The following is a 24407-nucleotide window of genomic DNA, read 5'->3' on the forward strand; positions in this document are numbered from 1 at the left end:
CAAAATGGGGTGGCTCCGTTAGTCCGGACAGGTGGCTCTCGCCACACCGGACTGGCGGCTCTGCCGCACCGTAATATTCAGATTTCTTGATTCAGAGCTTTTTTTATTGTTTCCAGTAGGTTCTGATGTAAATGAAATCGGTCTGCCACCTGCATTGCATCGGGTAATTCTTCTGATATTACTTTCGCATATGCACTTGCCCTATCTCTTGTAACCACTTTAACATTTTTATTATTCTTAAGCCATTCCCGCAATGTATCCCCATTTCTTCCATTCAACAATGTTATAGGCTCGTGCGTTTTTTCATTTACTATGATAGTCCCATATGTATGGCGCTTTTTATATGCAAAATCATCCACACCTATTACATCACTAACTTCCGGTTGGGGAAGAGATTCATATCTTTTTAAAAGTAATCGTATTACGGTATCACCACTAGTTTTTATCCCTAATGTGTGGCAGACACGGGCACAGCCTTCACAACTGGTTTCAAGAGCCAATGTACAGATAAAATCAGCACATCTTTCTGTCATACGACTATAATTATTAAGGAATCCATCAAAAGTCTCAGCAATAGAAACAACCTCACATTCGTCATTCAAACATGCATACTCATGTGAACAAATTTCAAGTTGAACATTTTTTCCTAAAATAGGTAAATCCTGTACTTTACGAGTATATGTTCCATGATATTTTTGTGTTATACGATTACACTTTGGACATTTACAGCTGTCAGTTTACAAGCAATGAGTACATAAACTTTCTCAAAGAAAACCAGATCCGTCAAAGCATGGATGGTAAAAGCCGGTGGGCTGACAATATCATGATTGAACGATGGTTCCGGAGCTTCAAGTACGAGGAAGCATATCTGACCCAATATAACATATCAGAGAAGCACGGAAGGCAATCAGTAACTATGTGCACACTTACAACTTTGAACGTTGTCATTCTGCACTCAATAATCAGACACCGGCATCCTGCTATTATCCAATACTGTTACTGGATGATCATGCAGCCTAAGGAGGGATTTTCTCCCCTACCTAGTTACATATATCAGTTCATTATAAAAAGCTTAGATTTTTGTCTTGACAACTGAACCACTATACTCATTTCTTATCTGTTTTTTCTATACTTTCAAAATTCAAAACGTTAATGCCTATATTTTTTTACTACAACAAACACTAAATCCTCTTCCATATATATATATTCTTCTAAAGACGTTAAATATTTTCGCTAATATTTTTTCTAAATTAGTAGCTACTTTGTCCGGAACAAGCCTTTCATACCATCTCCCCGACAATACTATATAAAAACCTTTACCAAATATCTTGTTTAAAATTTTATATCTCAACATATTGTCTCCCATTTCATATCTATGATATACCCCCTCTTCTACAAATTTCCTCTTCACCCTAATATCTTGTGATAAATTTGTATCAGTATAACGATAAACAGCAACTACATGGTTATAAAAGTACGCCTTCTTTTTCCTAGAAATAATTTCACCTAAGATTTCATCTGCTGAAAAACCATCTTTCTTTCTATAGCCCCCCATCTTAAGTATTTCCTCTCGCTTATATAAACATCCACATGTAGGAACATAATATGTATCACATGCACCGAAATAATAATCACCTGATGTCATTCTACGTAATTTATCTTGTTGATTTTCTTTATAAATTTTTTTTGCTCCCGTATAATTATTCTGTTCAATTCTATCATATATTTGTACATCATGAGCAAAATACATAATATCAAATTTAATATCTAATTCCCATATCTTACGTACTGTATATAAATAATCATCATACAAATAGTCATCATCATGCAACAGTGCAGCATATTTGCTTTTTGCCAATTTCAAACAATTGTTCCAATTTTCAGCCATACCAAGAGGTGTTTCATTAAAATAATATATTATTCTAACATCATTATAAGATGTAATCAATTCATATATTGCTTTATGATTTTTTGAATTATCTTCTGATATAATACAATTATATATTATTCCATTTTGCTGCAAATTCAAAACACTATCAATTGCTTCTTTTAAAGTATCCACACGATTATATGCCGGTATACAAATACTCAATTCCACATTTTCTATTCCTCTTAAAATAAGCTTTGACATATTATTCCTCTATTTTCTCTCTATTCTTTTTAGTGCATGTTCAACAAAAAGCCTTAATTTTACTGACTTTGCTGAATAGTCCATAAGTTACGTATATCTCCAAAATAGAGTTTTCTGGATATGAAGTGACTTCATGGAGTCCATTTCTCCTCTATTAGCTACAAATCCATGGTCCTATGTCAAGATTTAGTACAAGTTAAAATGAAAAATTTCTCCCCATTTTAACCTGCCAGAAGCAAAACAACACTCTTCTCCTTTCCCCTTTTTCGTGTTTTTTAGGTGTTTGCGAAACGTCAAAATCCGCATAAATACAGTATTTTTTTGTTGTTAAAATAAAACATCCGCTATATTCAAAACTTTTTATTAACTATTTTTAATAGTTATTCTCATTTTATTAGTAACTGTCTCATTCTTTTTTTTACTGTAGGTGGAATCAGCCATGAAAGAATTGGTTTTATGCAATAAATTTTATAATAAAATGGTAAATCAAGTGCTCCGCATCCCTTCCACACAATATAAGAAGCGTGTATCATATATTTCAATTTTCTTCTTCTATATGCCTTTTCATCAACCCTAACATAATATAATATTTTCTGAAGATTATATCCTTTAAATCCTGCTTCAAAAAATCTATACCATAAATCAACATCTTCCGTCCTGATTGTATGTTTTGTAATACAATATCCATTTAATGCTTTTATCACCCATGTTCTAATGACAATAGTTGCATGAAAGAAAGGAGCTCCTTTTGGAACATCATACTTTGTCGGCTCTATTTTATGAGAAATAATACCCTTTTTCCCTTTTTCATCAAATTCCTGCATCAAAGTTCCTACTAATTCGTATTCAGGATGACTATCAAGAAACTTCACTTGTTCTTCTAAACGATTTTTCGCAGAAATATCATCACAATCCATTCTCCCTATATATTCACCATTAGCACTCTTAATACATTTATTCAATGTAGCGGCTAACCCCATATTTCTTGTATTTTTCAAAACAATGATGCGTTTATCCTTCTCTGCAAACTCTTTTAGTATAGTAAAAGTATCATCTGTTGATGCATCATCACATACAATTAGTTCCCAATCTTTATAAGACTGTTCAATTATTGATTCTATTGCATCTCTTACTGTTAGGGTTCCATTATATACCCCCATAATTATCGATACCATTTAATCCTCCTGTTTCACAAGCTGCGAATAAAACTTAACTAAATCCTGTGAAGATTCCTCTAAATCGTAACCAGCAGCTTTTACTTTTTCCATTGCTAATTTATCACGCATTTTCTTATTTTTGCAAATTATTTCTGCCCACTTTTCTGAAGAACTATCAAGTGAAACGAATAATACATTACCAGTTATGTTGGATTCTTTTGGAATCACATCTTTAGACGCAATTATTGACAACCCATTTGCTTGAATTTCAATTTGTGTTATGCTAAATCCTTCATATAGTGATGGAAAGCAAAAAATATCAAATCCATTTATCAATTGACTAACATCATTTCGATTTCCCAGAAAAAGTACTTTACCTTTTACTCCTATTTTTTGAGCATACTTCTCGATTTCATTTCTTAAACTGCCATCCCCAATGCAAACTAATACCGCATCTTCAATTTCTACAACTTTAGAAAATATCTCTAACAATTTAATATGATTTTTCTGTCTCTCCATTCTTCCAATATGTCCAATAACCAATTTATCGCCCACACCCCAAACTTTACGAACATTATATCTATCATCAGATGAAAACTTGTACTCATTACAATCGATAGCATTCGTCAAAATAGTAAAATCATCATTTCCGAACAAAAATTTCCCTGCCGCATTGGAACATGCAACCCTGATACAATCAATTCCAATAAATGGTTTCACAATTCTATGTAGTATTGGAATTCTTGCTTGCGGATTATGTGCATGAAGTATAAGATGTTTTGCTCCGCCTTTTCGTGCAGCCCTCAAGTCATAATATCCAAATGCACTTCCTGTATGTCTATGAACAATTTGATATTTATTTTTTCTCACGATATTTGCTATATCATTATAATTCCTTATAGGATCTCGCAGAAGTGGATATGCATGATATAACCTACCTCCCAATTTTAATATTTCATCATCAAAATATCCAGGTCTATCAACAGATGTCAAAAAATCGAATTGAATTTTTTCTCGATCTATTCTGCGATAATTATTCATGACAAAAGCTTCCACTCCGCCATTTCCCATTTCATGAAATATATGTAGCACTCGTACCATAATATCCTCCTGACAGTAACCTAAAAACTACATCCTTTTTTCTTACTTTGCTTCCTCTTTACATAATCGTTTATGCATAAAATTACTAATATATGCATATCCTGTTGTCCTTGCTTCCTTTTCTAAAACAGTGTTTATAAAAAAGAAAACACATAAAACAATCATCATAACAACTGCTGCATACACGATAATTTGTACATAGCCATTATATTCACTTGGCAAAAATCGCCCTGCAAATGCCACACATATTGACAAAATAATATTTCTAATCCATCTCCTATAGGTAGGAATTGCGGATCTTTTCATAATAACATGATTTGCATATATAATCATATCATTTGTTCTATACAACAGAGCCGCAATAGTTCCTAGTAATACTCCATAAATTCCAAATCTTGCAACTCCAATAAGCGAAATCAATATATTGATAATAGTTTCTATAATAGATCTGTTCTGCGTTTTTTTATAATGTCCTGCATAATCAATTATATTTCCAGAAGTAGTTCTTCCATAATTTAGAAGTTGAATGATCAAAAACATTATAGGCAAAATTTTATCAATATATTTAATATCATTTACACCACTAGTATATAATTTTAAAAATGGAGTAATAAAAATATATGCTATACTAAATAGTGCAAAGCTGAAACATAAATAATAATTTTCATAGCATTCCTGTATTCTCTTAAATCTCTTAATGTCAGAATTAAACAATTGTCCCATTGCAAACGATACACTGCTAGATATATAGCCTATAATGTTTGCAACCATTCCATATAACATTGTATACATTGCATATACACTAACAGTTTTTAACCCACAAAAAAATGTCAGGATAATTGTATCGGTATTATTAAATATTAATCCTGCAATTTGATGCACCAGAACTGAATTTTTTTGCGAAATTGCACTATAATTAGGTTGTTCTTTAAACGAAACCCATGGATACTCCCTATAGGTATAAATTACAATTATTGCCACTTGACATAAATCAACAATGCAAAAAACACCCTGTACCCATAAAACACCCGCTCCCATATAAAGGAGTATAATTCTTGCTGCGTTACTAAATATAGAAAAAACGGTAGAAATATTTGTAAGAATGTAATTTTTTCCATCAACCTGAATTAATAACTGTAATTTGCCAGTAATCAAATATTTTATAACACCAGCTTCACCCTGAAACAGAATAATACAAATAATAACAATTTTGGAAATTTCTGATTTCACAGTCAAAGGATAAATAACCGCTAAAACTATAACCGCACTGGCATATATAAGTGCAATCTTTTTATAAAAATTATTTGTAGCTGTTAGAATTGCAGAAACTTCTTTTTTATCTTTTTTTGCAATTGGTCCATATAACGCTTGTCTTGCTGCACCTCCAACACCTGCTTCTAGTAATAGAAAATAGGCAAAAATCTGCTTAACAGAACTTATTAATCCGTTAACTTCCGAACCATAAGAAAGCAAAAACAATCTTGGAATCACTACACTCATAATTGTTGTAATTACAAAACTCAATAATCCATAAAATAAATTTTTTATACTTCTTTCTTGTCGCATAATCTTCCTCTTATTTTTAACTTTAAATTTTGAATTGCACATATTGCATTATAGCCATTAATGATAACTTCTGGATTTGATGTGTAAATTAATTTCTGTATAATCCAGCTTTCATCTTCCATATACACATTTAAATATTTTCTATAAACTTTAAACTTTTTTCTTTTTAAAATCTCTGAAAGCATATTATTTTTTTCTCTATATGTATATTGAGAATTTTGTAAAACAAAAAAAATCATATAATGATATACACTAAAACATCTATTATTCCATTCTACACTATCTTTTATTCCATAATATTTTTCTTCTAATGTATTTGCTATCGCTTCATTGACCATATCCAATTTTTCTACATACTTCTCATCAATAGAAGATAATGTTACTGTTTCATATTTATAATAATAATAATCTACATTAGATATATATTGAATAGTATTACTATATAAACTATATTCTGCTACAAAAAGGGTATCTTCCCCCAAATTTATAGTTGGATTAAATTGAATATGATGTTTCTGAATTAAACTCTTTTTAAAACGTTTGGCATAAATAAAATTTAAGCTTTTATCAGATGACATATTTAAAATATCTTCCGTTTGCAAATTAGTTATCTTTTTTGTCTCATATTGCAACTGATGATGAGTTAACATATTAACAATATTACGAACACCTGAAATAACAATGTCTACGCTTTCATCAATCCTCATCATATTCCATAAGTAATTCTCCGTAACCTCATCGTCGGAATCAACAAAAATTATATATTTTCCCTTTGCTACATTTAACCCTTTATTTCTTGCTTCTGATACTCCTCTATTCTCCTGATGAAACACTCGAATTTTATTGTTATGCAAAGCGTACTCATCACATATTTTTCCAGATTCATCCGTGGAACCATCATCAACTAGTATAATTTCATAATTTGGATACCTTTGCTTAATAATGGAATCTAAACATCTTCGTATATGTTTTCCCACATTATATACCGGAATAATTACGCTCACATCTACCATCAGTTACCTCCATCTAATCCTTCAAACATACAATTAATATCATTACTTTTTTCAAATTCTATTGTTTTCAGATGTTCCGTTACTGCATATCTTTGTTCTTCATGCAAATAGCACCAGATAATTTTTTGTGCTAATATTTCTGGATTCTCTTTTGGTATAATCCAGCCGGTATAATTATCTATAAACTGTTCTTGAGCACCTGAAACATCTGTTGTTATTACTGGTTTACAAAGAAGTCTCGCTTCATTTGTTGTCGTACAAAAACCTTCTAGTCGGGATGGTTGAACATACAAATCGCAATCTTTTAAATACGTATACGGATTTGATTTGTTTCCTAAAATTTTAAAAAATCGACTCAAATTATTTTTCTCGATACTATCTTCAATATTACTTTTTTCATTTCCATCCCCACATATATACCAGACAAATGGAATTTCATTTTCAACTAAAATTCTTCCTGCTCTTATTGCTAAATCATATCCTTTTTCGTATGAGAGTCTACCAATTGTTAATATCTTAAATTTTGATTTATCATTCTGTTGAAATGATTCCCCTTCTTTTGCAAGTTTAACGATTCTTTTTTTGTTAACAAAATTATAAAAAACAGCTATCTTGTCCTTACGCTCCGGCCAAACTCGTAAAAAGCTTTCTCTAATGTAATTTGACACTGCATAAACCTGATCGTATTTATTATAATATTGGCGAACAATAGGATCATTTCCATTATTTGTCTCAAGATCTCCATGCAGCCAAAGAATTTTTCTTGTAGCTTTGATAGAATCTATTACATAAAAAACTGGAACTGTATTCGGAGCATGATAAGAAACTGCAATATCATACTTCTGGATTACAGGAAGTAACATTTTACTTGCATAATAATTTTTCATCGCATAAGAATTATACCTTTTACTTTTTTCTAAAGCTATCATCTTTTTTATTGAAAAAATCGGATGTTTATAACTTCCTTTTTTAGAAACTGTTTTCAGCTTAATTATATTTACCCATTTAGGTACTTCTTCATCTAATTTTCCATGATCAATTACATATAAATCAACAATACATTTACCTTCCAAACGATCAAGCATTGCAATCAATGCCCGTTCAACGCCTCCAGTTATCATACACTTTGTTACAATCGCAACTCTATATTTCATAATAATCCTTTTTCATTTTCATATTTTATTTTTCTCTCTTTATTATTAATCGAATAAAACTTCGCATATTGAAATATAATAAAATCAAAAAAAATAAATGAATTTTTAAAAGAAAGATAATCACTCTTTCTTCCCTGTTTTCTGAATATACTTTATCAATATCATCTTTATCCAAGCAATTATATATTACAGAGATTTCATCAATCTTTTTTGCATAATACAAAGCAATATATGTTTGCTTCTGAATTTTTTTAATAACATTCTCTATTGCTTCTTTTGAAACATTTTTTTCTTCTGAAATGCTTTTTATCATTTTTAGATTTCTAATTATATCTTGAAAATTCATGTTTCTATGATTGCCGGGGATAAAATACAAATAACCAGCTTCCGTAATAGTCGAAATTGATATTGCCTTAGAAAAAGCTCTCAAAGCAAATTCCAAATCCTCTTGTGCATGCAAATTTTCATTAAACTTCAAATGCTCTTTTTCTATCAATTTTCTAGAGTACATTTTATTTGGTACATATCCAAAAATTCCTGTTTTATCCAAACACACTTGTTCCCAAAATTGAGCTAAATTTTTATATCTGACAGTTGGAAGCGATATTATACGTTTTTGTTTATCTGCACTTATAAAGCAAATTCCGCCAATCACAATCTCAGAACAATCTCTTTCAAGTGCCATCACATAATTTTCAATCATATTAGGTAGTACTTCATCATCGCTGTCTATAAAAATAATATACTCTCCATCACATTTCTCTATCCCTATATTTCTTGTATAAGATACTCCATGATTTGGATGTGTGTATACTTCAATTCGCTTATCCTTTTTTTTGAAATCACAACAAATTTTAAGGCTTTTATCTATAGATCCATCATCAATAAGTAATATCTGCAACTCTGAATACGTTTGATTACATAATGATTCTAAACATCTTCTTAAAACCTTTTCGGAATTATAAACTGGAACAATTACAGATACTTTTTTCATGTTAAATCCTCGCTAATATACGAACTGCTTCCATTTTTATAAGTAACAGTATTATTTTAAGTTTTATACTACCTTCTACTAAATTTTTATGTTTAAGAGCCTCAATCGTTATGGGATCCTTACAAATTTCTCTACAGTAACTTATTCTTTTTTCATATTCCCCAATTAATTTTCTTTGACTAATAGCAGACAACACATAATAAATTTTTTGTAACCATAACTGATTGGAAAAATCATATTCTTGATTATTAGAAAATTCACATTCAAAAGATTTAATCAGCTTCTTATAACAAACCCACCGATCCGATTTAAAAGATTTTGTTATCGAATTTGGATTATAGAAGTAATGATAATATCTTGCTCCATCGATATACTGAAATGAAGTCGCATTCATAACAACTTTTGCACTAAAAATAGTATCTTCAGAATATTTTGTTTCGTCATCAAATTTTATTTTATAGTGCTTCAAAAATTCTAAATTATATAGGGATCTCCACACTGCAACAATTGGTCCCAGTGATAATTCAGGTGTGACAATCAGTTTAGGAAAAAGTATTTTTTTAATCTCATCTTTTGTATAAACTTTTTCATTGAGGCAATCCTCTGTATGAAAATCACATAAACTTCCATCTTCATGATGCGGCCATCCAGCATACATCGGTCTAAAACGTACAAAGTCTACATTTGATTTTTCTGCATACATAATCAATTCCCCAATCGTGTTAGAATCAATCCAATCATCACTATCCAAAAAAAACAGATATTTTCCCGAAGCAATTTCTAAACCCGCATTTCTTGCAGAAGCAAGACCTCCATTTCTTTTATGAATAACAATAATACGTGAATCCTTTTGTGCCAATTCATCACATATTCTTGGACAATAATCTGGTGATCCATCATCTACTAATATAATTTGCAAATATTTATGTGTTTGTTTTTGTACGCTTTCTACACATCTATATAAATATTTTTCGACTTTATATACTGGTATTACAATCGATACCAGTATATTATCCAAATTGCTCATTTACCTTTCTTTACCACCTTTTGTATATATTTTTTAGAATCATAGATATATGATTCAAGTTTACTATAAACCTCTGAATAATCAATGCTTTCATTTTTTTGATTTAAATTTAATATTTTTAACAAATCCTGCATACGAGTGTTAATATTTTCATTTCGGTCAAATACAGTAAACGGAATACCATATATAATCGCAAATGCCGTCCCATGAAAGGAGTTCGATACAACCATCTTTGCATGATGAATCAAATACAAAAATTTACATGGACCAATATCTCTAAACTCGCGATTCGAATATCCACATGGAAAAATAGAATAAATTTTCAAACTATGTGTATTTGCATATTGGATCACATATTTTTTTATTTGTTGACTTCGATCAAAATCATACACCAAAATATAATTATCATTTAAACCCATCTCATTTTCCAGAGCTGTCCATTCTTCTCTTGGTAACAAAAAGACTGGATCTACTACTATTTCAGCATGCATCTTCATTTGATCTATAATTGATACACCTGTAGATTCTCTAACAGAAATAAAATCCAAATTATTTAGCCATTTCTGAATTTGTGAATAATACGCTGGATCTATACTATCAGTTGCAAAACTCGCTGCATAAGAAGCCTTAATTGTCTTTTTCGGTGAAAACATCAAATAAAATGATGGATCTCTTCCATTTTCAAATAAAGGATTCCATATCTGATCACTCCCAGCAAAGTAAACATCAGCTTCTGGTGGTTCCTTATTCAACTCTTCATATGTTTTGTAAACCTTTTTCGTCAATGGTAAATACTTTTTTTTAAATTTAACAAATGCTTTTTTTCTTCTTGAAAACTGGGCTGTTAATCTACCTGGCAATTTTATAATTTGATATAATTGTCTCAAAAGTATTTTATCATATTTTTCACTTGGTTTTGCCCATATTGCATACGTATTGCTCAGATAATTTGGCTTATAATTTATAATTTCAACTTCATGTCCAATAGACATCAAATATTTAGCTAATGCGTATGCTTGTAAACTTGCTCCATAATTATACACATCATGGCAAGTTATTGTTTTAATTTTCATATATAATATAATTTCCTTTCATAGAACCGCAAAAATTAATGTACTTTACTTCTCTAATCGTGCATTCCATAATTTTTGAACAATCGCCCCCCATATATAACAACTCTGCGAATACTCTCCATTAGAATTCCAATTGTAAATACCAAAATTGCTACACCTAAAATCTTCACTAATAAAAGCAACCAATTATCAGCAACATTGGATAATTTCGCCTGATTCCATATATATTCCCTAACATTATTGTTTTCATGCCATAAATAGACTCCAAAGGATAATGAAGCAACCTTGGTTACTTTACTGCTCATCTGTGTTTTTTTATTAAGTGCATACTCAAATAATGCAACAGACATAATCAAAACTATGCTGCCATTATAAGCGACTGCGGAATTTCTTATCAGAACTTGAATAATTTCTGGTACATAATCGCCAACAATCCTTAAAATTATGTTAATTACAGTTAAAGATAAAAATATACCAAAAAAAATGTTTGTCGTACTAATAAAATTGTCCATTCTCCTTATATAAGCTGCTATCAAGTAAAGAATACAAAACCATATAAGACTATAGCCGTTTTCAGTTCCAAATTGATCACCAAATATATTAATAGAAGGTATAACTGAAAACAAAATAGTCAAAATGATTAACACCTTGCGATACTCATCATTTTCAACTGCATTAATAAACACATTCAGAAATGGTGCTATAATACATAAAAGAAAATAGCACGTAACAAACCAATACTGGTTTGTTAACAATGGCATTGCATTACGAATTAAATCAGTTACATTGAACGTTATTCCAGTATTTGGAACAACACACATCATCATGTACATTCCTATTGAAAAGCATTCAACTTGAATCCATAATCTAAGAAGTCTTCCCCAATTAATCTTTGTAGTATCACACATAAAATATCCAGTAATAAGTACAAAACAATTAACTGCAACTATCGACACTCCTTGCAATACATCACAGACAATCTTCGATGCTTTAACAAATTCCACATCGGCTAACCCATACTTAATTGTATGTAAAATAACAACCATAAACATAGCTATGGCCTTAAGTAAATCAATCGAAGTATTTCTTTCCTTTTTTACTGTAAATTCTTTTTTCTCATTCATATTTTTTTAATATTGGCTTCCTCTTTCTATTAATCTTTGGATTAATTTAATAAAACTAGATGTTCCAATTGTAAGTATTAAAATAAATAACATCATTACCAATGGATATTGACCTTTTTGAACCAAGCCAGCAAATGGATCCACACAATAAAAAAACATATGTGTCAGCCAGATGTTAGTAGAATGTTTACCTAAACACAAAAATATATTCTCAATCCAAAATGGTTTGTTCAATAGATTAAAAACAAAGAATGTACATATACCAGCAATGCCAATCAATACAGATTTATTTAAGGATGTATATCCTATAAACAAGATTACACCTATTAAAAGCAACACTAGGTTTTTCTTATGTCTTTTAATCCCTTTATTTTGAAGTATTTTCTCAATTTCATCTAACAAATGACCTTTACATATAAAAGCACCAATCCAAATATATGGGATTACACCTATTAAATTTAATAATTCTTTATAAATAAAACCCAAATATCCATCAAGCTGTCCTGGTAATATAGAAAATCTATTAATAAACCACCAAACCATCTGTATTAGAATACAAACAGAAATTCCATGCCTTGCTTCCATCTTTCGTACTGGAAAAAGAATAATAGATGTGGGAATCACTAAAATAATCACATATGTATTTAAATACCATCATGCACCATTGTAGCTATACAATAAAACTAAGCTCTTTAAAAATTTAGTCCAATTCCCTGGAATATTTCCACCTGTTATAAATCCAATACATGAAAATAAAATCAAAATAATCCAATAATTCTTCATTAATTTATAGATACGCTTCCAATTTTCTTTATATACTGAATCTTTAACAAGCCACCTTGCATAGCCTGCACACATAGAATAAATTGGGACACATACTCCTGCAAAAAAGCCAAATAAATACACTAAAGGTTTCTCTGGCGACACCCAAATTATAGGTGTTCCATATACATCTTTTCCAAGTCTACAAAAAAGATGTATCACCAACATACATAAAATAGCAAATCCCTGCGTCATTTTTGCATCTTTTTTTGAATAAGCATTCATTTTTCACCTCATCAAACAATAAATCTTTTCCACTTCTAATGAGTTAGTATAATCTACTATTTTTGTGTTTTCTATTAACCTCTGTTGTAGTCTTTTATCATTAACAACTTGTATAATTCCTTTTGAGCATCCAGCAATATCCTTCGGAACAATCACGCCGTCAATTCCATCTTGAAGTTGGCTGTTTGATGTAGCATAATTGGTAATTATAACTGGCTTGTTTAAAATTTGTGCCTCCCTTACGGTAACAGCTTTTCCCTCATATCTACTTGGCTGTAAATATATATCACATGCTTTTATATATGGATACGGATTTTCCTTCTTTCCCAGAATTACTACATATTTTTCCATATTTTCTTCTCTGATTTTCTGCCGAATCAATTGTTCTTCTTTTCCAAAACCAATCAAATACCATTTAACATTTAAACCTGACTCTCGAATTCTTCTACAAATTTCCGGAATCTCCTCCATTTTTTTTGGGTATGAAAATCTCCCTACCGTCAAAAGTTTAATTGATCCATCCAACAACATTTCATCGCTAACATCATACCTATTTGCCTCTTTATTTATATAATCCCGTGATAACACATTTTCAATTGTTATTACTCTGTTTTTCAAGTTTGGAAAAATTGAGTTAAATGTCTCCGCACATTGATCACTTACAGCAGCAATATAATCCATTCTGGCATAATCTTTCTCTAATACTTCTAATATTTCACCTGCATTTGTATAATCTGTATGAATCCAGCCAACTTTAATATCCGCATCTACTTTTTCAACAATAAAATCAAATGGTCTAAAAAAAGATAACGCGATATCGTAATGTTTCTGCAATTTTGGTGCACATCTTCTCATTACCTTTGCCCAAGTAGTATCATTATTTACCATATGGAATTTAGATATTAATTCATCTTTTAAGCGTAATACTGCTGAATAAAAACATTTATTTTTCAACTTAACTTTAAAAGACTCTCTTAAATAAGCTAACTCCTTCACTTCTGGCAATATATTTACATTTTCATTTATAAGGGACATTAATGGTCCATGGTGTCCATATAAAAATAAATCCACATTATATTTATTATAATCAAATGCATCCAATAATCCTAATAAACTACGTTCAATGCCTCCAAGTTCCATCGCTCCTGTAAATATCACTAAAATTTGTTTCTTCATTCTTTATACTACCTTTTATTATTTATGAATCATATGTAAGCTTTCTTTTACTTGAAAATCTAATCTATTCAAAAATGCTTCACGTCCATTGGCGACCTCAATATAATGTTAATTATAACCATACATCCTCAAGGCATGCATAATCTTCAGATTTCACAAATTCCTTTGCTTCTTTAAATCCTTTTATTGTCGCATTATATGTTGTTTTAGGAACTCTCTTTATTTTCCCAGCCAACTTAACCATTAATATATAATATTCTATACAAATACGTTTCCATAATTTCAACACCAAATGTTTTTCTGTATTATATAAAAAGCGATGCCAAAAAACATAATGATTAAATGCTCTTGCATAAATTGGTTCTCTTTTAAGACTCTTTGTCGATGTCATCGCATCATTATGGATATAGACTGCATCAGATACTATACAGCTTTTATAGCCATTTATACACAATTTATAGAAAAATACCCTATCATCAAAAGCAGCATATCCATTACGTTCTATCCATGTTTCATTTTCAAATTGAATAAGCTTCATTACCTTGGTTTTAATAAAAAAGCATGTCCATGCGAGAGATTCTGCAACGAGAATATGATGCTCATCTGTTTTAACATTTCTATTATAAGACCAACCACCCGTATTCAAAATACGTGTATACATTTTATCACGACTATGTAACATTACACATGCTCCACCCATTAACGATGCAATTAGATATTTAATTCCCGCAGGAGGAAAAAATTCCAATAGTGGGCCTGCCGAACAGCTATAGCCATTTCTTATTGGTTCATAAAGCTTCTGTACAAAATCACACTCAAATTCAACATCATCATCGCAAAATAAAATATTCTCTGCTGTTATATACTTTAAAGCCTCTAGCCGCTGAACAATCATCCCTTTTTGTGAACGTACAAAAAGTTCACAACCAATCTGATACTCTGGTTCCTCATAACCTTCGGGCAAAACAACAACCACTTCTTTGGGTTTAGGAACTAGTGCAGCAACACTATTCATTAACTTCTCATACTTATCTCCAGCAGTACCTAATGTTCGAATTGCCACAGAATAGCTTATTTCTGTTTGCAAAGACATTACTTTTTCCCCCTTAATATAGCAAATATATCTGTTCCAAAAATCCGATGCAATGGCTTCGTTAATTTACTTTTCAGAATAGTGCCTTTACTTAACCAGCTTTTAGAATACCAGTGGATAGAATAAGTATTTTGGGTTTTTTTTAAACGTCCTGTCGGATCATCATATGGATTGAAATAATCTTTGGGTAATATTTCTGCTCCCGCTACATTTTGCCTTTCTCCACTCAGTTTTAACCCCATTGGTAATAAAGCCTTTGTATTTAATGCTGGACACGGAATAAGCGGATAGTTTTCTTCTGAATCAGGCAGTAATTTAAGATATTGTGTCAGCATTGACAAAACGGTGGAATGTCCCTTGATTGCTCCAAACCCTTCTCCCGTATTTATATTCTCATTATTTTCAAAGCCATAAAAAGCATCATATTTCAGTAAATCATCAAATGATTTAACAATTTCAACATCCGTATCAAAATATAATCCTCCATATTCAGAAACAACTACAAGACGTGCAAAATCACTTAAAAATGCCCATTTTTTATTTTCATAACAGAATTTTGCATATGGATATTTATTTATGTTAAAATTATCTTCATTCCATTCGATGATTTCATAATTCGGACATTTTTTCTTCCAGCTATCAATGCAACGTTTTGCATCTGCAGGTTTCTCTTTTCCACCGAACCAGCAATAATGTATTATACGTGGAATCATCATACGCCCCCTAATCATATATAAATTTAAAACTTCATTTTTTCACAAAATTCTCCATGCTACATGCATCTGATAATAGAAAAATATCACATAGCAACAAATAGCGATTCCCGTAATTAACTTTTGGGTTTTTTCTTCAAAAATATGTACTATCTCCCATGGCAAAAGAATTCCATTAGAAATTAAACTTACATAAATTGGAAGTCTCCCGATAAAAATCCCCGAAGTTCCCATAGAAATCACTCCAATACAAGTCGTAATAATGCTGGCATTCACTCCGACGTTAATCAATGAATCATCCAATGTTTGTATCCGTTTTCTTCCTATAATTGAAAATATCATTGGCATTGCATATACCAAAATTCTCAGCGGGTTTGTTCCATCATCATTCATCTGTGTCCAGTCACTAACTACATTCACATATTGAGTGTCAGAAAGTGTCCAATCTAAAATAGTAGTAAAACGGCTGGTAAATATTAAAGCTAAAAGGCTTAATGCTATAGCTATAAGCGTCTTTTTATTCCACGGTTTCCCTTGCACAACAAAAATGACTGGCAACATTAACAATGCCGATTGATGAAATAAAGATGCTATAAGTACCATCATAACTGCTTTTACATATTTTCTTTTAACAATAAACTCAGTGCCTCCAAAAACAATTGTAACCGCAATAAATTGGCGAATTCCATTTTGAACCCATGATAAATAATCTGTAGATGCAATAAATATAAAAATACTAAGCCAGTAATTACAGCTAAATTTTCGATATACAAATACAATAATCAACAGCTGAAAAGTTGCAATTATTGTAAAATAAGCCACACTATTATCTCCCAGCAAGCAATGTAAAAGTGCAGTCATAAAGCTAAATCCCTTATCTTTTGTGACTATTGACATATACCCTGGAATTTGTGCAAATATAGTAGGAGATTGCCAAAAACCATTTCGATACGCACCGGTATCTATAAAACTCGTTCTATTTCCGGCCCAGATGATATATGGAAGAACCAACAGTATTGCTGGCACAATATTCCAGCGTTGCTCCCATTTTCCTAAGACAAGTTCCTGTTGTCTTGGAAAGAACATTGCCAGTGCCGCCCCTCCTGTAAACAGCCATATCAGCAGCCACCAATAATTCGTCAGTGTCATAACAAACTCCTTTAGTTTCTAATCATTCGAGCAGTCTTTTCTACCACTGCTCTTTTATCAAACTCTCGTTCTATCTTTATTCTTCCAAGTTCGCCCATCTTCTGACGTGCTGTTTCATCCAGGTTCAGGAACTTTTGCATTACTTTTTCGAGGCTTTCGGCATCTTGTTTTCTGCACAGATAACCAGTTTTTCCATCTTCCACCGCTTCTCTGCATCCTGGAATATCACTGGTAATCACAGTTCGTCCGGTTGCCGCCGCCTCCAGAAGTACATTGCTCATACCTTCGTGATAACTTGGAAGTACTACACAATGTGCGGATTTGTAAAATGGTTTTGGATCACTCTGAAAGCCATGGAAGGTGACAATGCCTTCTTTTACCAACCGCTCAACAGTCTCTTTGTATTCGTCTTCAAAGAATCCTACCAGATCAAAGTGAACTTGTTCTCCATATTTACCTTTGAGATGTATTGCTGCTGTAAACAGTTCGTCTACTCCTTTCTCTTTCATGATTCTTCCAAGAAAAAGAAAATGAATACCATCTTTTTCTGATGGGTACGGCTGTTTCTGATAAAATTCCAGATTGACTCCGGCTCCATGAAGAACTGTCTGCTGACTTGGCGGCAGAATGCCACGTTTTACAAATTCTTCTGCATTTGCTGTATTCTCAAAAAATACGGTTTTTGCTTTTTTCAGTGCCACCTTATACATCAGCGTTACAAGGCTGGCGATTGGTTCTTTCTGGAATGCTGTCCCTAAGCCCTGCACATTAACGCAATATGGTATTTTCAGTTTACGGCAGGCATATCCGGCATAAACATTTGGTTTTATAGAATACGTAATCACCATGTCCGGTTTTTCTTTTTTCAGCATTTTTTTATAAAATGCATACAATTGCAAATCTTCTTTGGGATTGATGCCTCTTCGATCCAGTTCTGTGTTGATCATACGGCATCCCATTTCAGCAAAATCGTTCTCGTGTCCGACAAACGGTGTGCTGATCACAACTTCTCCTGTTTTCTGCAATTCTTCGATCAGTTCTCTTCGAAATTGCCACAGCATATAAGAATGATTTGTTATAATAAGATATTTTCTTTTTTGCAGACTTTCTTCCTGCTGATGTATCTGACCAGTTCCGCCTTCTACAACGCCATCTGCATCTGCCACTGAACGAATAGTTCCGAAAAAACATTTTATATCCATCAAAAATCCAGAAATGCTGCCCTTTTTCAGTGCTCTGACATATTCTCCGTCAAATCTTGCCTTTACCGGTATTTCCAGTTCGTCTCTGCCATTGATCTGAGCCCATCCGGTAAGTCCCGGTTTCACGTCATTTGCCCCATAACGATCTCTTTCCGCCACCAGATCATTCTGATTCCAAAGAGCCGGTCTCGGTCCGATGATTGTGAGATTTCCTATGAAAATGTCCCAGATCTGCGGAAGTTCATCCAGACTGTATTTTCTGAGGATCCTGCCTACTTTTGTAATGTACTGATCCGGATTTTCCAGAAGATGGGTCGGCATATCATGTGGAGTTGACATCTTCATGCTTCTGAACTTATGTAATTTAAAATACGTCTTATCTTGCCCTACTCGTTTCTGTGTAAACAGCACCGGACCGGGATCATCAATCACAATGGCCAGTGCAATACCTGCATAAAGTGGTGCCAGAACAATCAGTCCGCTAAAAGACATAGCCACATCCAGTCCTCTTTTCAGATACTTTTCATAGATATTTTCTTTCACATAGATCACGGGCTTTCCGGCATTTTCATATACATTCTCTTTTAAATCTTTATCTTCTGATGCCTGTTTTCTTTTTTTCCAGGCAAGCATTTCCATTCCGGCAAAGGCAGTTCCCACTACTGTTCCAATAGTAACTAACCCTTTTGTTATTTTCTTTTTATTCATTTTCTGCCCTTCTGCATGTCTTGGTATACTCTATATGCTCCGGATGATACGTCGGCACGACTTCTTCCACAAGTTTTTTCATCCGGTCTGTCTCCTGGTATGCCGCCTCATCCAGCTGTCTGAGTTTCTTTTTAAATGCTACGTCATCCATCTCGATTGGTTTGCCGATATGAATCAGTTTGTTTGGTGTCTCCTGCATGCCTTCTTCTGCCATCAGGAGCTCTTCGAAAAGTTTTTCTCCCGGACGCAGGCCGGTGTACTCGACTTTGATGTCTACATCCGGTGTGAATCCGGACAGGCGAATCAGGTTTCTTGCCATCTCATCGATCCGGACCGGTTCGCCCATGTCCAGAATGAAGATCTCGCCGCCTTTTGCATAATGTGCTGCCTGAAGGACCAGTGACACGGCTTCCGGGATGGTCATGAAGTAGCGGATGATGTTTTTATCGGTGACGGTCACCGGGCCGCCCTCTGCGATCTGTTTCTTAAAGAGCGGGATCACGCTTCCGTTGCTGCCAAGCACGTTTCCGAAGCGGACTGCCACGAAGTCGGTGTCTTTGCACTGGCGGTTCATCATCTGCACGACCATCTCACAGAGGCGTTTGGAAGCTCCCATGATGTTGGTCGGATTGACGGCTTTGTCTGTGGAAATCAGAACAAATTTCTTAACTCCTGCCCTGGATGCTGCCACAGCTGTCTTGTATGTACCCATAACATTATTTTTGATTGCTTCGTTCGGACTGTCTTCCATCAGCGGCACATGTTTGTGTGCTGCCGCATGAAATACGACATCTGGTTTGTATTTCTGCATGATGGAACGAATGCGGTTCGTATTGCGGACCGATCCGATCAGAACTTCCAGATCCAGGCTGTCGCCGTATTTTCTGCGAAGCTCCTGCTGGATTTCGTAGGCATTGTTCTCATACATGTCAAAGATGATCAGTTTCTTTGGATGAGATGCTGCGATCTGTCTGCAGAGCTCGCTTCCGATGGAGCCTCCGCCTCCTGTCACCAGCAAGGTTTTTCCCTGAATAGAGGAATAGATTTCATCCATGTTTACCTGCACCTGAGCACGTCCAAGCAGGTCTGTGATCTCGACATTGCGAAGTCTGCTGACACTGACTTCTCCGTTTACCAGCTGGTAAACGCCCGGTACAGTCTGTAGACGGCATCCGGTATCCTTGCAGATATTTAAGATGGCCTTGCGGTCATCTGCCGCTGCTTCCGGGATTGCATAAATAATGCGGTCAACTTTATATTTCTTTGCCATTTCTGGAATGGAATAGCGGTCACCGACAATGGTGATCCCCTCCAGAACACGTCCATGCTTGGTTGGGTTGTCATCGATAATGCAGACTACCTGTGTATTCAGTTTTTTTGAATTGATGATTTCTTTGATCAGTGCCTGACCTGCTGCTCCGGCACCGATGACCATCACATGGTCTTTTGCATGCATTTCACCGCCTGTATCTGCATTGGTATTTCTGCTGTTCACCCAGAACCGCATCAGACGATAGGAAAAACGCAGTCCGGTTGTCATCAGAAAGTTTAACAGAAATCCGATAAAATAGTAGGATCTTGGCATATGCATCTGCATGAACAGCATGCCCAGTGAATAAACCACTGCCAGTATGCTGTATGCAATCAGGATCATCTGAAGCTCTGCTACGCTTGCCAGTCTCCATATACTATGATATAGCCTGCAGATATAAAATATGACGATCGTGCTGATGATCCAAAATGGCATGGACCACAGATATCCCATCAGATATTCTTCCGGGATACTTGAAAACACAAAGTCAAATCTCAAAAGCAGAGCCATAAAATAGGAAATCAATACAATCAATATGTCTGCCAGTACCAGCATCAATACTTTTTTGATCCACATTTGATTTGGTTCTTGTTGACTGATGTAATTCATATTTTAAATATCTCCTGTTCTGTTTCATTTCTGCTCTGTTCGTCAAAAAACTGACTATTTTTCAACAGTCAGTTTCCATCATCTTGCCGCATGATGTCGGATCACAAATCCTGCTATACCACAGAACACTGCCGCCATCGCCGCAATTACTGCATTCTTCTTATCAATCACCATGCAGCCTACAGTTTTATACTGTGCATCAACCGCAGGGCTGCTCACCAAAATCACAGCCACTACCATTGCTAAAACATACATAAATAAAACCAGAAGAAGAAGTGTACTCCCCCTTTTTTTGAGTTTCTGTATTTTGCTGTTTTTCATACTCGCACGCTCCCTTGATCTTCTTTTTCTTCCGTCTCGGTCTTCTTTAATCGTTTTTCATCATATACTATCATTCTGTACTTGACAAGATATTATAAAAATTTTCTTAATTTTTGAATCAGCAGATAGATATGTTTTGCCTGTTAAAATACGGTTCTTACTTGCGATTTCTGCCGACTCGTGTTAAAATAAGCGATAAGCAATCGTTTATTGATGTATATTAAATTTCAAATGGAGGCGTGATAAATGAAAAAAACTTTCTTAAAGGCATTCACAGCTGTCATCGCAGTTCTTGCTTTATCTTTGAATGTCTTCGCTGCTGGAAGCATTGTCGGCTCGATTGATATGCCGAATGCATCTTCTGACCGCGGCAAAGTAACTTTAAGTGCTGTAGATTTAAGCAAATACAGTGAAGAATTACAACGAATCATCGATCGTCTGAACAATGCCAGACGAGGTACTACTGTAAAAGATGCTTTTGGCGATGATCTTCCAAGTCCGATCAATCTTTATGGACAGAACAGCATTATCAAAAGGGGCATCGACCTTGGGCTGTACAAATTCCTTTCTCCGGTCATGGATATTACTTTTGACAGTGTGACACCAACAGCTGATGATCCGGTCAGAGTTACTTTTGTAGCAAATAATATGACGGACAACATCCAGGTGGATATCCTCTACTATTGTCCGGAGCATGGCTGGGAAGTTCTTCAGGGAGAAAAGATCAGTGATAACCAGGTAGCCGCTTATTTCCATGCCGGTTCATCTGTTATGGCTCTGATCTACCGTGAAAAGGGTGCGACCATTGGAACAAGCCAGGTTTCACCGCAGACCGGTGCCCGTTCCACATGGCCAATTGCAGTTTCCGCAATATTTTTTGTAAGTTTTGGTATATTTGCTCTTTACAAATCGAAAAAAGCGTAATATAATAATGTCATCCATATTTTTATATTTCTCAAATTTTGTTGTAGGTCGGGAGGTTTGAATATTTCAACCTCCCGATTTGCTCATCTGTACATCTTTATGTAAAGAAAAAGGATCCGAAGCTCTGTCCGGATTCCATTTGATCTGTTATTCTGATTTTTCTTATTTTCCTGTTTTTTGTTTTTTCCCCCGGATTTTCCAACAGATCCAGTAAATCATTCCACCTAATACACCACCCAGAGTATTGTAAAACAAATCTGACAGCTGAAATGTTCCAAGTCTTAGAAACAGCTGTAAAAACTCAATCGCCAGCGAAAACAGAAAGGCTGTTTTCGTTGATATCCATACACATCTCCCAAACGTTATCTTTCTGCCGCAAAATATTTTTTCTGCCACTGTCCACAAAAGCAGTGCCGTAAACGGAAGCATCAGTACGATATTTTCAAAGCATTCCGTCGTCAGTGTGACCGTGCCGTCTGCCGCCGTGTGCCAGATCCACCAGCCTCCCATAATATCCGACAACGGATTGATCCACATATTTCGGTTGATCAGTGTCTGAAACAGGATCATCACTGTAAAAAACGTCAGCAAAAAGAGTTTTCGAAAGAACAGCGAAGTTCGAAATTCCTGCCACCATGCCCGAAATGCTGCCCGGATGCCCTTTCCTGTGTCAATCGGCTTATAGGCATAAAGATAAAAAAACAACAGAAATACAGTCAGAATAACTGCAAACCAGAACGGCTGATAAAGTGCCGTCAGGACGTTTGTTATGATTTTCTTTAATAATTCAATCAAATTTTCCATTTCTCCTTTTATATCTGTCAAGCGGATATTCGCAATCCGCTTTGTTACTTGCTCATAACCAGATACATATTTTCCCTGGCATCTCCATATACTTATACTAACATGGTTCGAGAGAAAAAGCTCTCTTCAGACACGATATATATGCTCTTTGCGTTCAGGTCGAACGCAGCTTACTATACTTTCAGAAAGGACAATGATACCATGAAACTGACTCTTATCACTATCGGCATTTTGATTCTTTTCCTGTATATTCTGATTCTCTACTGCTGTATCCTAGTCGGTGCCAGATCAGAGCGGTGCCTCCGGCAGTTTTTAGAAAACAGGAATCCTTCTCAGGACGATCACAGCATTTCCGGCTGACCGCCCGAAACCTCATCTACCCTTTTGCATTCTTTTAATCATCGCATGCCATCTTTTTTTCAAATTTCTCCGGTACCCTGATCAGCTCCAATCTCCACAGGATCGGATAAATATAGGAAATCCCCCGGATATCTCCAAGTGCTTTCGGCCGTTCCACGACTTCTGTTGTTTTCCGGCTGTTTTTAAATGCCAGTACCACGCTGCTCCACGACAGACTTTTGCTCTTTTCTCTGCGGTCGATCCATAACTCTTTTGTCCATTCTCCGTTTTTGCCTGCTTTCAGTGTATATTGAAACGGCAGCCCCGTTACTGTTTTGAATGGATAATCCTGAAATGCCATGACTGCCTGCCACAGATTCTCCTCTGATGGAGCCTCTTTCAAAATGTTTATTCGCTCCCGGCGGATTTTATTCCATTGCCGCTCTGCCTGCTTTTGTTCTTCCATCTCCTTTGGCTCCCTTTCTCAGTCTATCTTCTCCACTGAACCACATCTTCCAGCTTTCTCCTTGGTCTGGAAACTGGCTTTTCATTCGCTTAGTTCCTTCTGTGCAAAAAACGTGTCACAAATCCAATCGAGTAGGAGGCGGTGACTAACCGCCGTCCTCTCACACCACCGTGCGTACCGTTCGGTACACGGCGGTTTCAATAG

At 34.4% G+C, this 24407-nt stretch carries 23 protein-coding genes; 1 reads left to right on the top strand and 22 read right to left on the bottom strand.

Annotated features, from left to right (window positions below; all coding sequences use genetic code 11):
* Window positions 1–77: 77 nt before the first annotated feature.
* From GPK60_RS09610 to GPK60_RS09710, 20 genes are all read right to left on the bottom strand, one after another.
* The gene (locus GPK60_RS09610; protein WP_252191355.1) at window positions 78–602 is read right to left on the bottom strand and encodes a transposase; all 525 of its coding nucleotides are present in this window, start codon (window positions 600–602) and stop codon (window positions 78–80) included.
* A 554-nt stretch (window positions 603–1156) separates the two neighbouring features.
* Window positions 1157–2131: a glycosyltransferase family 2 protein gene (locus GPK60_RS09620; protein WP_215659651.1), complete on the bottom strand. Its 975-nt coding sequence runs from the start codon at window positions 2129–2131 to the stop codon at window positions 1157–1159.
* A 386-nt stretch (window positions 2132–2517) separates the two neighbouring features.
* The gene (locus GPK60_RS09625) at window positions 2518–3306 is read right to left on the bottom strand and encodes a glycosyltransferase (RefSeq protein ID WP_215659653.1); all 789 of its coding nucleotides are present in this window, start codon (window positions 3304–3306) and stop codon (window positions 2518–2520) included.
* Complete coding sequence (locus GPK60_RS09630; protein WP_215659656.1) at window positions 3307–4389, bottom strand: glycosyltransferase family 1 protein; 1083 nt, start codon at window positions 4387–4389, stop codon at window positions 3307–3309.
* A 42-nt stretch (window positions 4390–4431) separates the two neighbouring features.
* Complete coding sequence (locus GPK60_RS09635) at window positions 4432–5955, bottom strand: sugar isomerase (protein ID WP_215659659.1); 1524 nt, start codon at window positions 5953–5955, stop codon at window positions 4432–4434.
* Window positions 5934–6968 (bottom strand): glycosyltransferase, encoded by a 1035-nt coding sequence (locus GPK60_RS09640; RefSeq protein WP_215659662.1) that lies wholly within the window; start codon window positions 6966–6968, stop codon window positions 5934–5936. Before GPK60_RS09640 ends, GPK60_RS09635 begins: the two co-directional genes overlap by 22 nt.
* Window positions 6968–8122: a glycosyltransferase gene (locus tag GPK60_RS09645; RefSeq protein WP_215659665.1), complete on the bottom strand. Its 1155-nt coding sequence runs from the start codon at window positions 8120–8122 to the stop codon at window positions 6968–6970. Before GPK60_RS09645 ends, GPK60_RS09640 begins: the two co-directional genes overlap by 1 nt.
* A gap of 25 nt (window positions 8123–8147) precedes the next feature.
* Complete coding sequence (locus GPK60_RS09650) at window positions 8148–9116, bottom strand: glycosyltransferase family 2 protein (protein WP_215659668.1); 969 nt, start codon at window positions 9114–9116, stop codon at window positions 8148–8150.
* A 1-nt stretch (window position 9117) separates the two neighbouring features.
* Window positions 9118–10143: a glycosyltransferase family 2 protein gene (locus tag GPK60_RS09655; RefSeq protein ID WP_215659671.1), complete on the bottom strand. Its 1026-nt coding sequence runs from the start codon at window positions 10141–10143 to the stop codon at window positions 9118–9120.
* Complete coding sequence (locus GPK60_RS09660; protein WP_215659674.1) at window positions 10140–11216, bottom strand: polysaccharide pyruvyl transferase family protein; 1077 nt, start codon at window positions 11214–11216, stop codon at window positions 10140–10142. The genes GPK60_RS09655 and GPK60_RS09660 overlap by 4 nt, the downstream gene beginning before the upstream one ends.
* A 53-nt stretch (window positions 11217–11269) precedes the next feature.
* Window positions 11270–12340, bottom strand: coding sequence for an acyltransferase (locus GPK60_RS09665; protein WP_215659677.1), 1071 nt, complete (start codon window positions 12338–12340; stop codon window positions 11270–11272).
* Window positions 12341–12346: 6 nt separating this feature from the next.
* Window positions 12347–12976: a hypothetical protein gene (locus GPK60_RS09670; protein WP_215659680.1), complete on the bottom strand. Its 630-nt coding sequence runs from the start codon at window positions 12974–12976 to the stop codon at window positions 12347–12349.
* Window positions 12977–12994: 18 nt separating this feature from the next.
* On the bottom strand, window positions 12995–13387 hold the full coding sequence (locus GPK60_RS09675; protein ID WP_215659683.1) for a hypothetical protein: 393 nt from the start codon (window positions 13385–13387) through the stop codon (window positions 12995–12997).
* Between the two features lie 3 nt (window positions 13388–13390).
* The gene (locus GPK60_RS09680) at window positions 13391–14563 is read right to left on the bottom strand and encodes a glycosyltransferase (RefSeq protein ID WP_215659686.1); all 1173 of its coding nucleotides are present in this window, start codon (window positions 14561–14563) and stop codon (window positions 13391–13393) included.
* Window positions 14564–14675: 112 nt separating this feature from the next.
* Entirely contained in the window at window positions 14676–15656 is a 981-nt protein-coding gene (locus tag GPK60_RS09685) for a glycosyltransferase (RefSeq protein ID WP_215659689.1), read from the bottom strand.
* Complete coding sequence (locus GPK60_RS09690) at window positions 15656–16387, bottom strand: glycosyltransferase (RefSeq protein WP_252191356.1); 732 nt, start codon at window positions 16385–16387, stop codon at window positions 15656–15658. The genes GPK60_RS09685 and GPK60_RS09690 overlap by 1 nt, the downstream gene beginning before the upstream one ends.
* Before the next feature lie 24 nt (window positions 16388–16411).
* Window positions 16412–17518, bottom strand: a complete 1107-nt coding sequence (locus GPK60_RS09695; protein WP_215659692.1) for an EpsG family protein — start codon at window positions 17516–17518, stop codon at window positions 16412–16414.
* An 11-nt stretch (window positions 17519–17529) separates the two neighbouring features.
* Window positions 17530–19428 carry a sugar transferase gene (locus GPK60_RS09700; RefSeq protein ID WP_252191357.1) on the bottom strand — a complete coding sequence of 633 codons (1899 nt, stop codon included), beginning with the start codon at window positions 19426–19428 and terminating at the stop codon, window positions 17530–17532.
* Window positions 19421–21349 carry a nucleoside-diphosphate sugar epimerase/dehydratase gene (locus GPK60_RS09705; RefSeq protein WP_215659694.1) on the bottom strand — a complete coding sequence of 643 codons (1929 nt, stop codon included), beginning with the start codon at window positions 21347–21349 and terminating at the stop codon, window positions 19421–19423. Before GPK60_RS09705 ends, GPK60_RS09700 begins: the two co-directional genes overlap by 8 nt.
* 78 nt (window positions 21350–21427) lie before the next feature.
* Entirely contained in the window at window positions 21428–21670 is a 243-nt protein-coding gene (locus GPK60_RS09710; protein WP_215659696.1) for a hypothetical protein, read from the bottom strand.
* A gap of 246 nt (window positions 21671–21916) precedes the next feature.
* Between GPK60_RS09710 and GPK60_RS09715 the strand changes: the two genes are divergently transcribed.
* A complete protein-coding gene (locus tag GPK60_RS09715) occupies window positions 21917–22594 on the top strand; it encodes a hypothetical protein (protein ID WP_173866759.1) in 678 nt (225 codons plus the stop codon).
* A 162-nt stretch (window positions 22595–22756) separates the two neighbouring features.
* Here the strand turns inward: GPK60_RS09715 and GPK60_RS09720 are convergent, their stop codons facing one another.
* On the bottom strand, window positions 22757–23389 hold the full coding sequence (locus tag GPK60_RS09720; RefSeq protein WP_330591381.1) for a VanZ family protein: 633 nt from the start codon (window positions 23387–23389) through the stop codon (window positions 22757–22759).
* A 403-nt stretch (window positions 23390–23792) separates the two neighbouring features.
* The gene (locus GPK60_RS09725) at window positions 23793–24203 is read right to left on the bottom strand and encodes a hypothetical protein (protein WP_215659698.1); all 411 of its coding nucleotides are present in this window, start codon (window positions 24201–24203) and stop codon (window positions 23793–23795) included.
* Window positions 24204–24407 lie beyond the last annotated feature (204 nt).

It is taken from the genome of Ruminococcus sp. MCC718 (assembly GCF_018783905.1).
Classification (GTDB): domain Bacteria; phylum Bacillota; class Clostridia; order Lachnospirales; family Lachnospiraceae; genus Hominisplanchenecus; species Hominisplanchenecus faecis.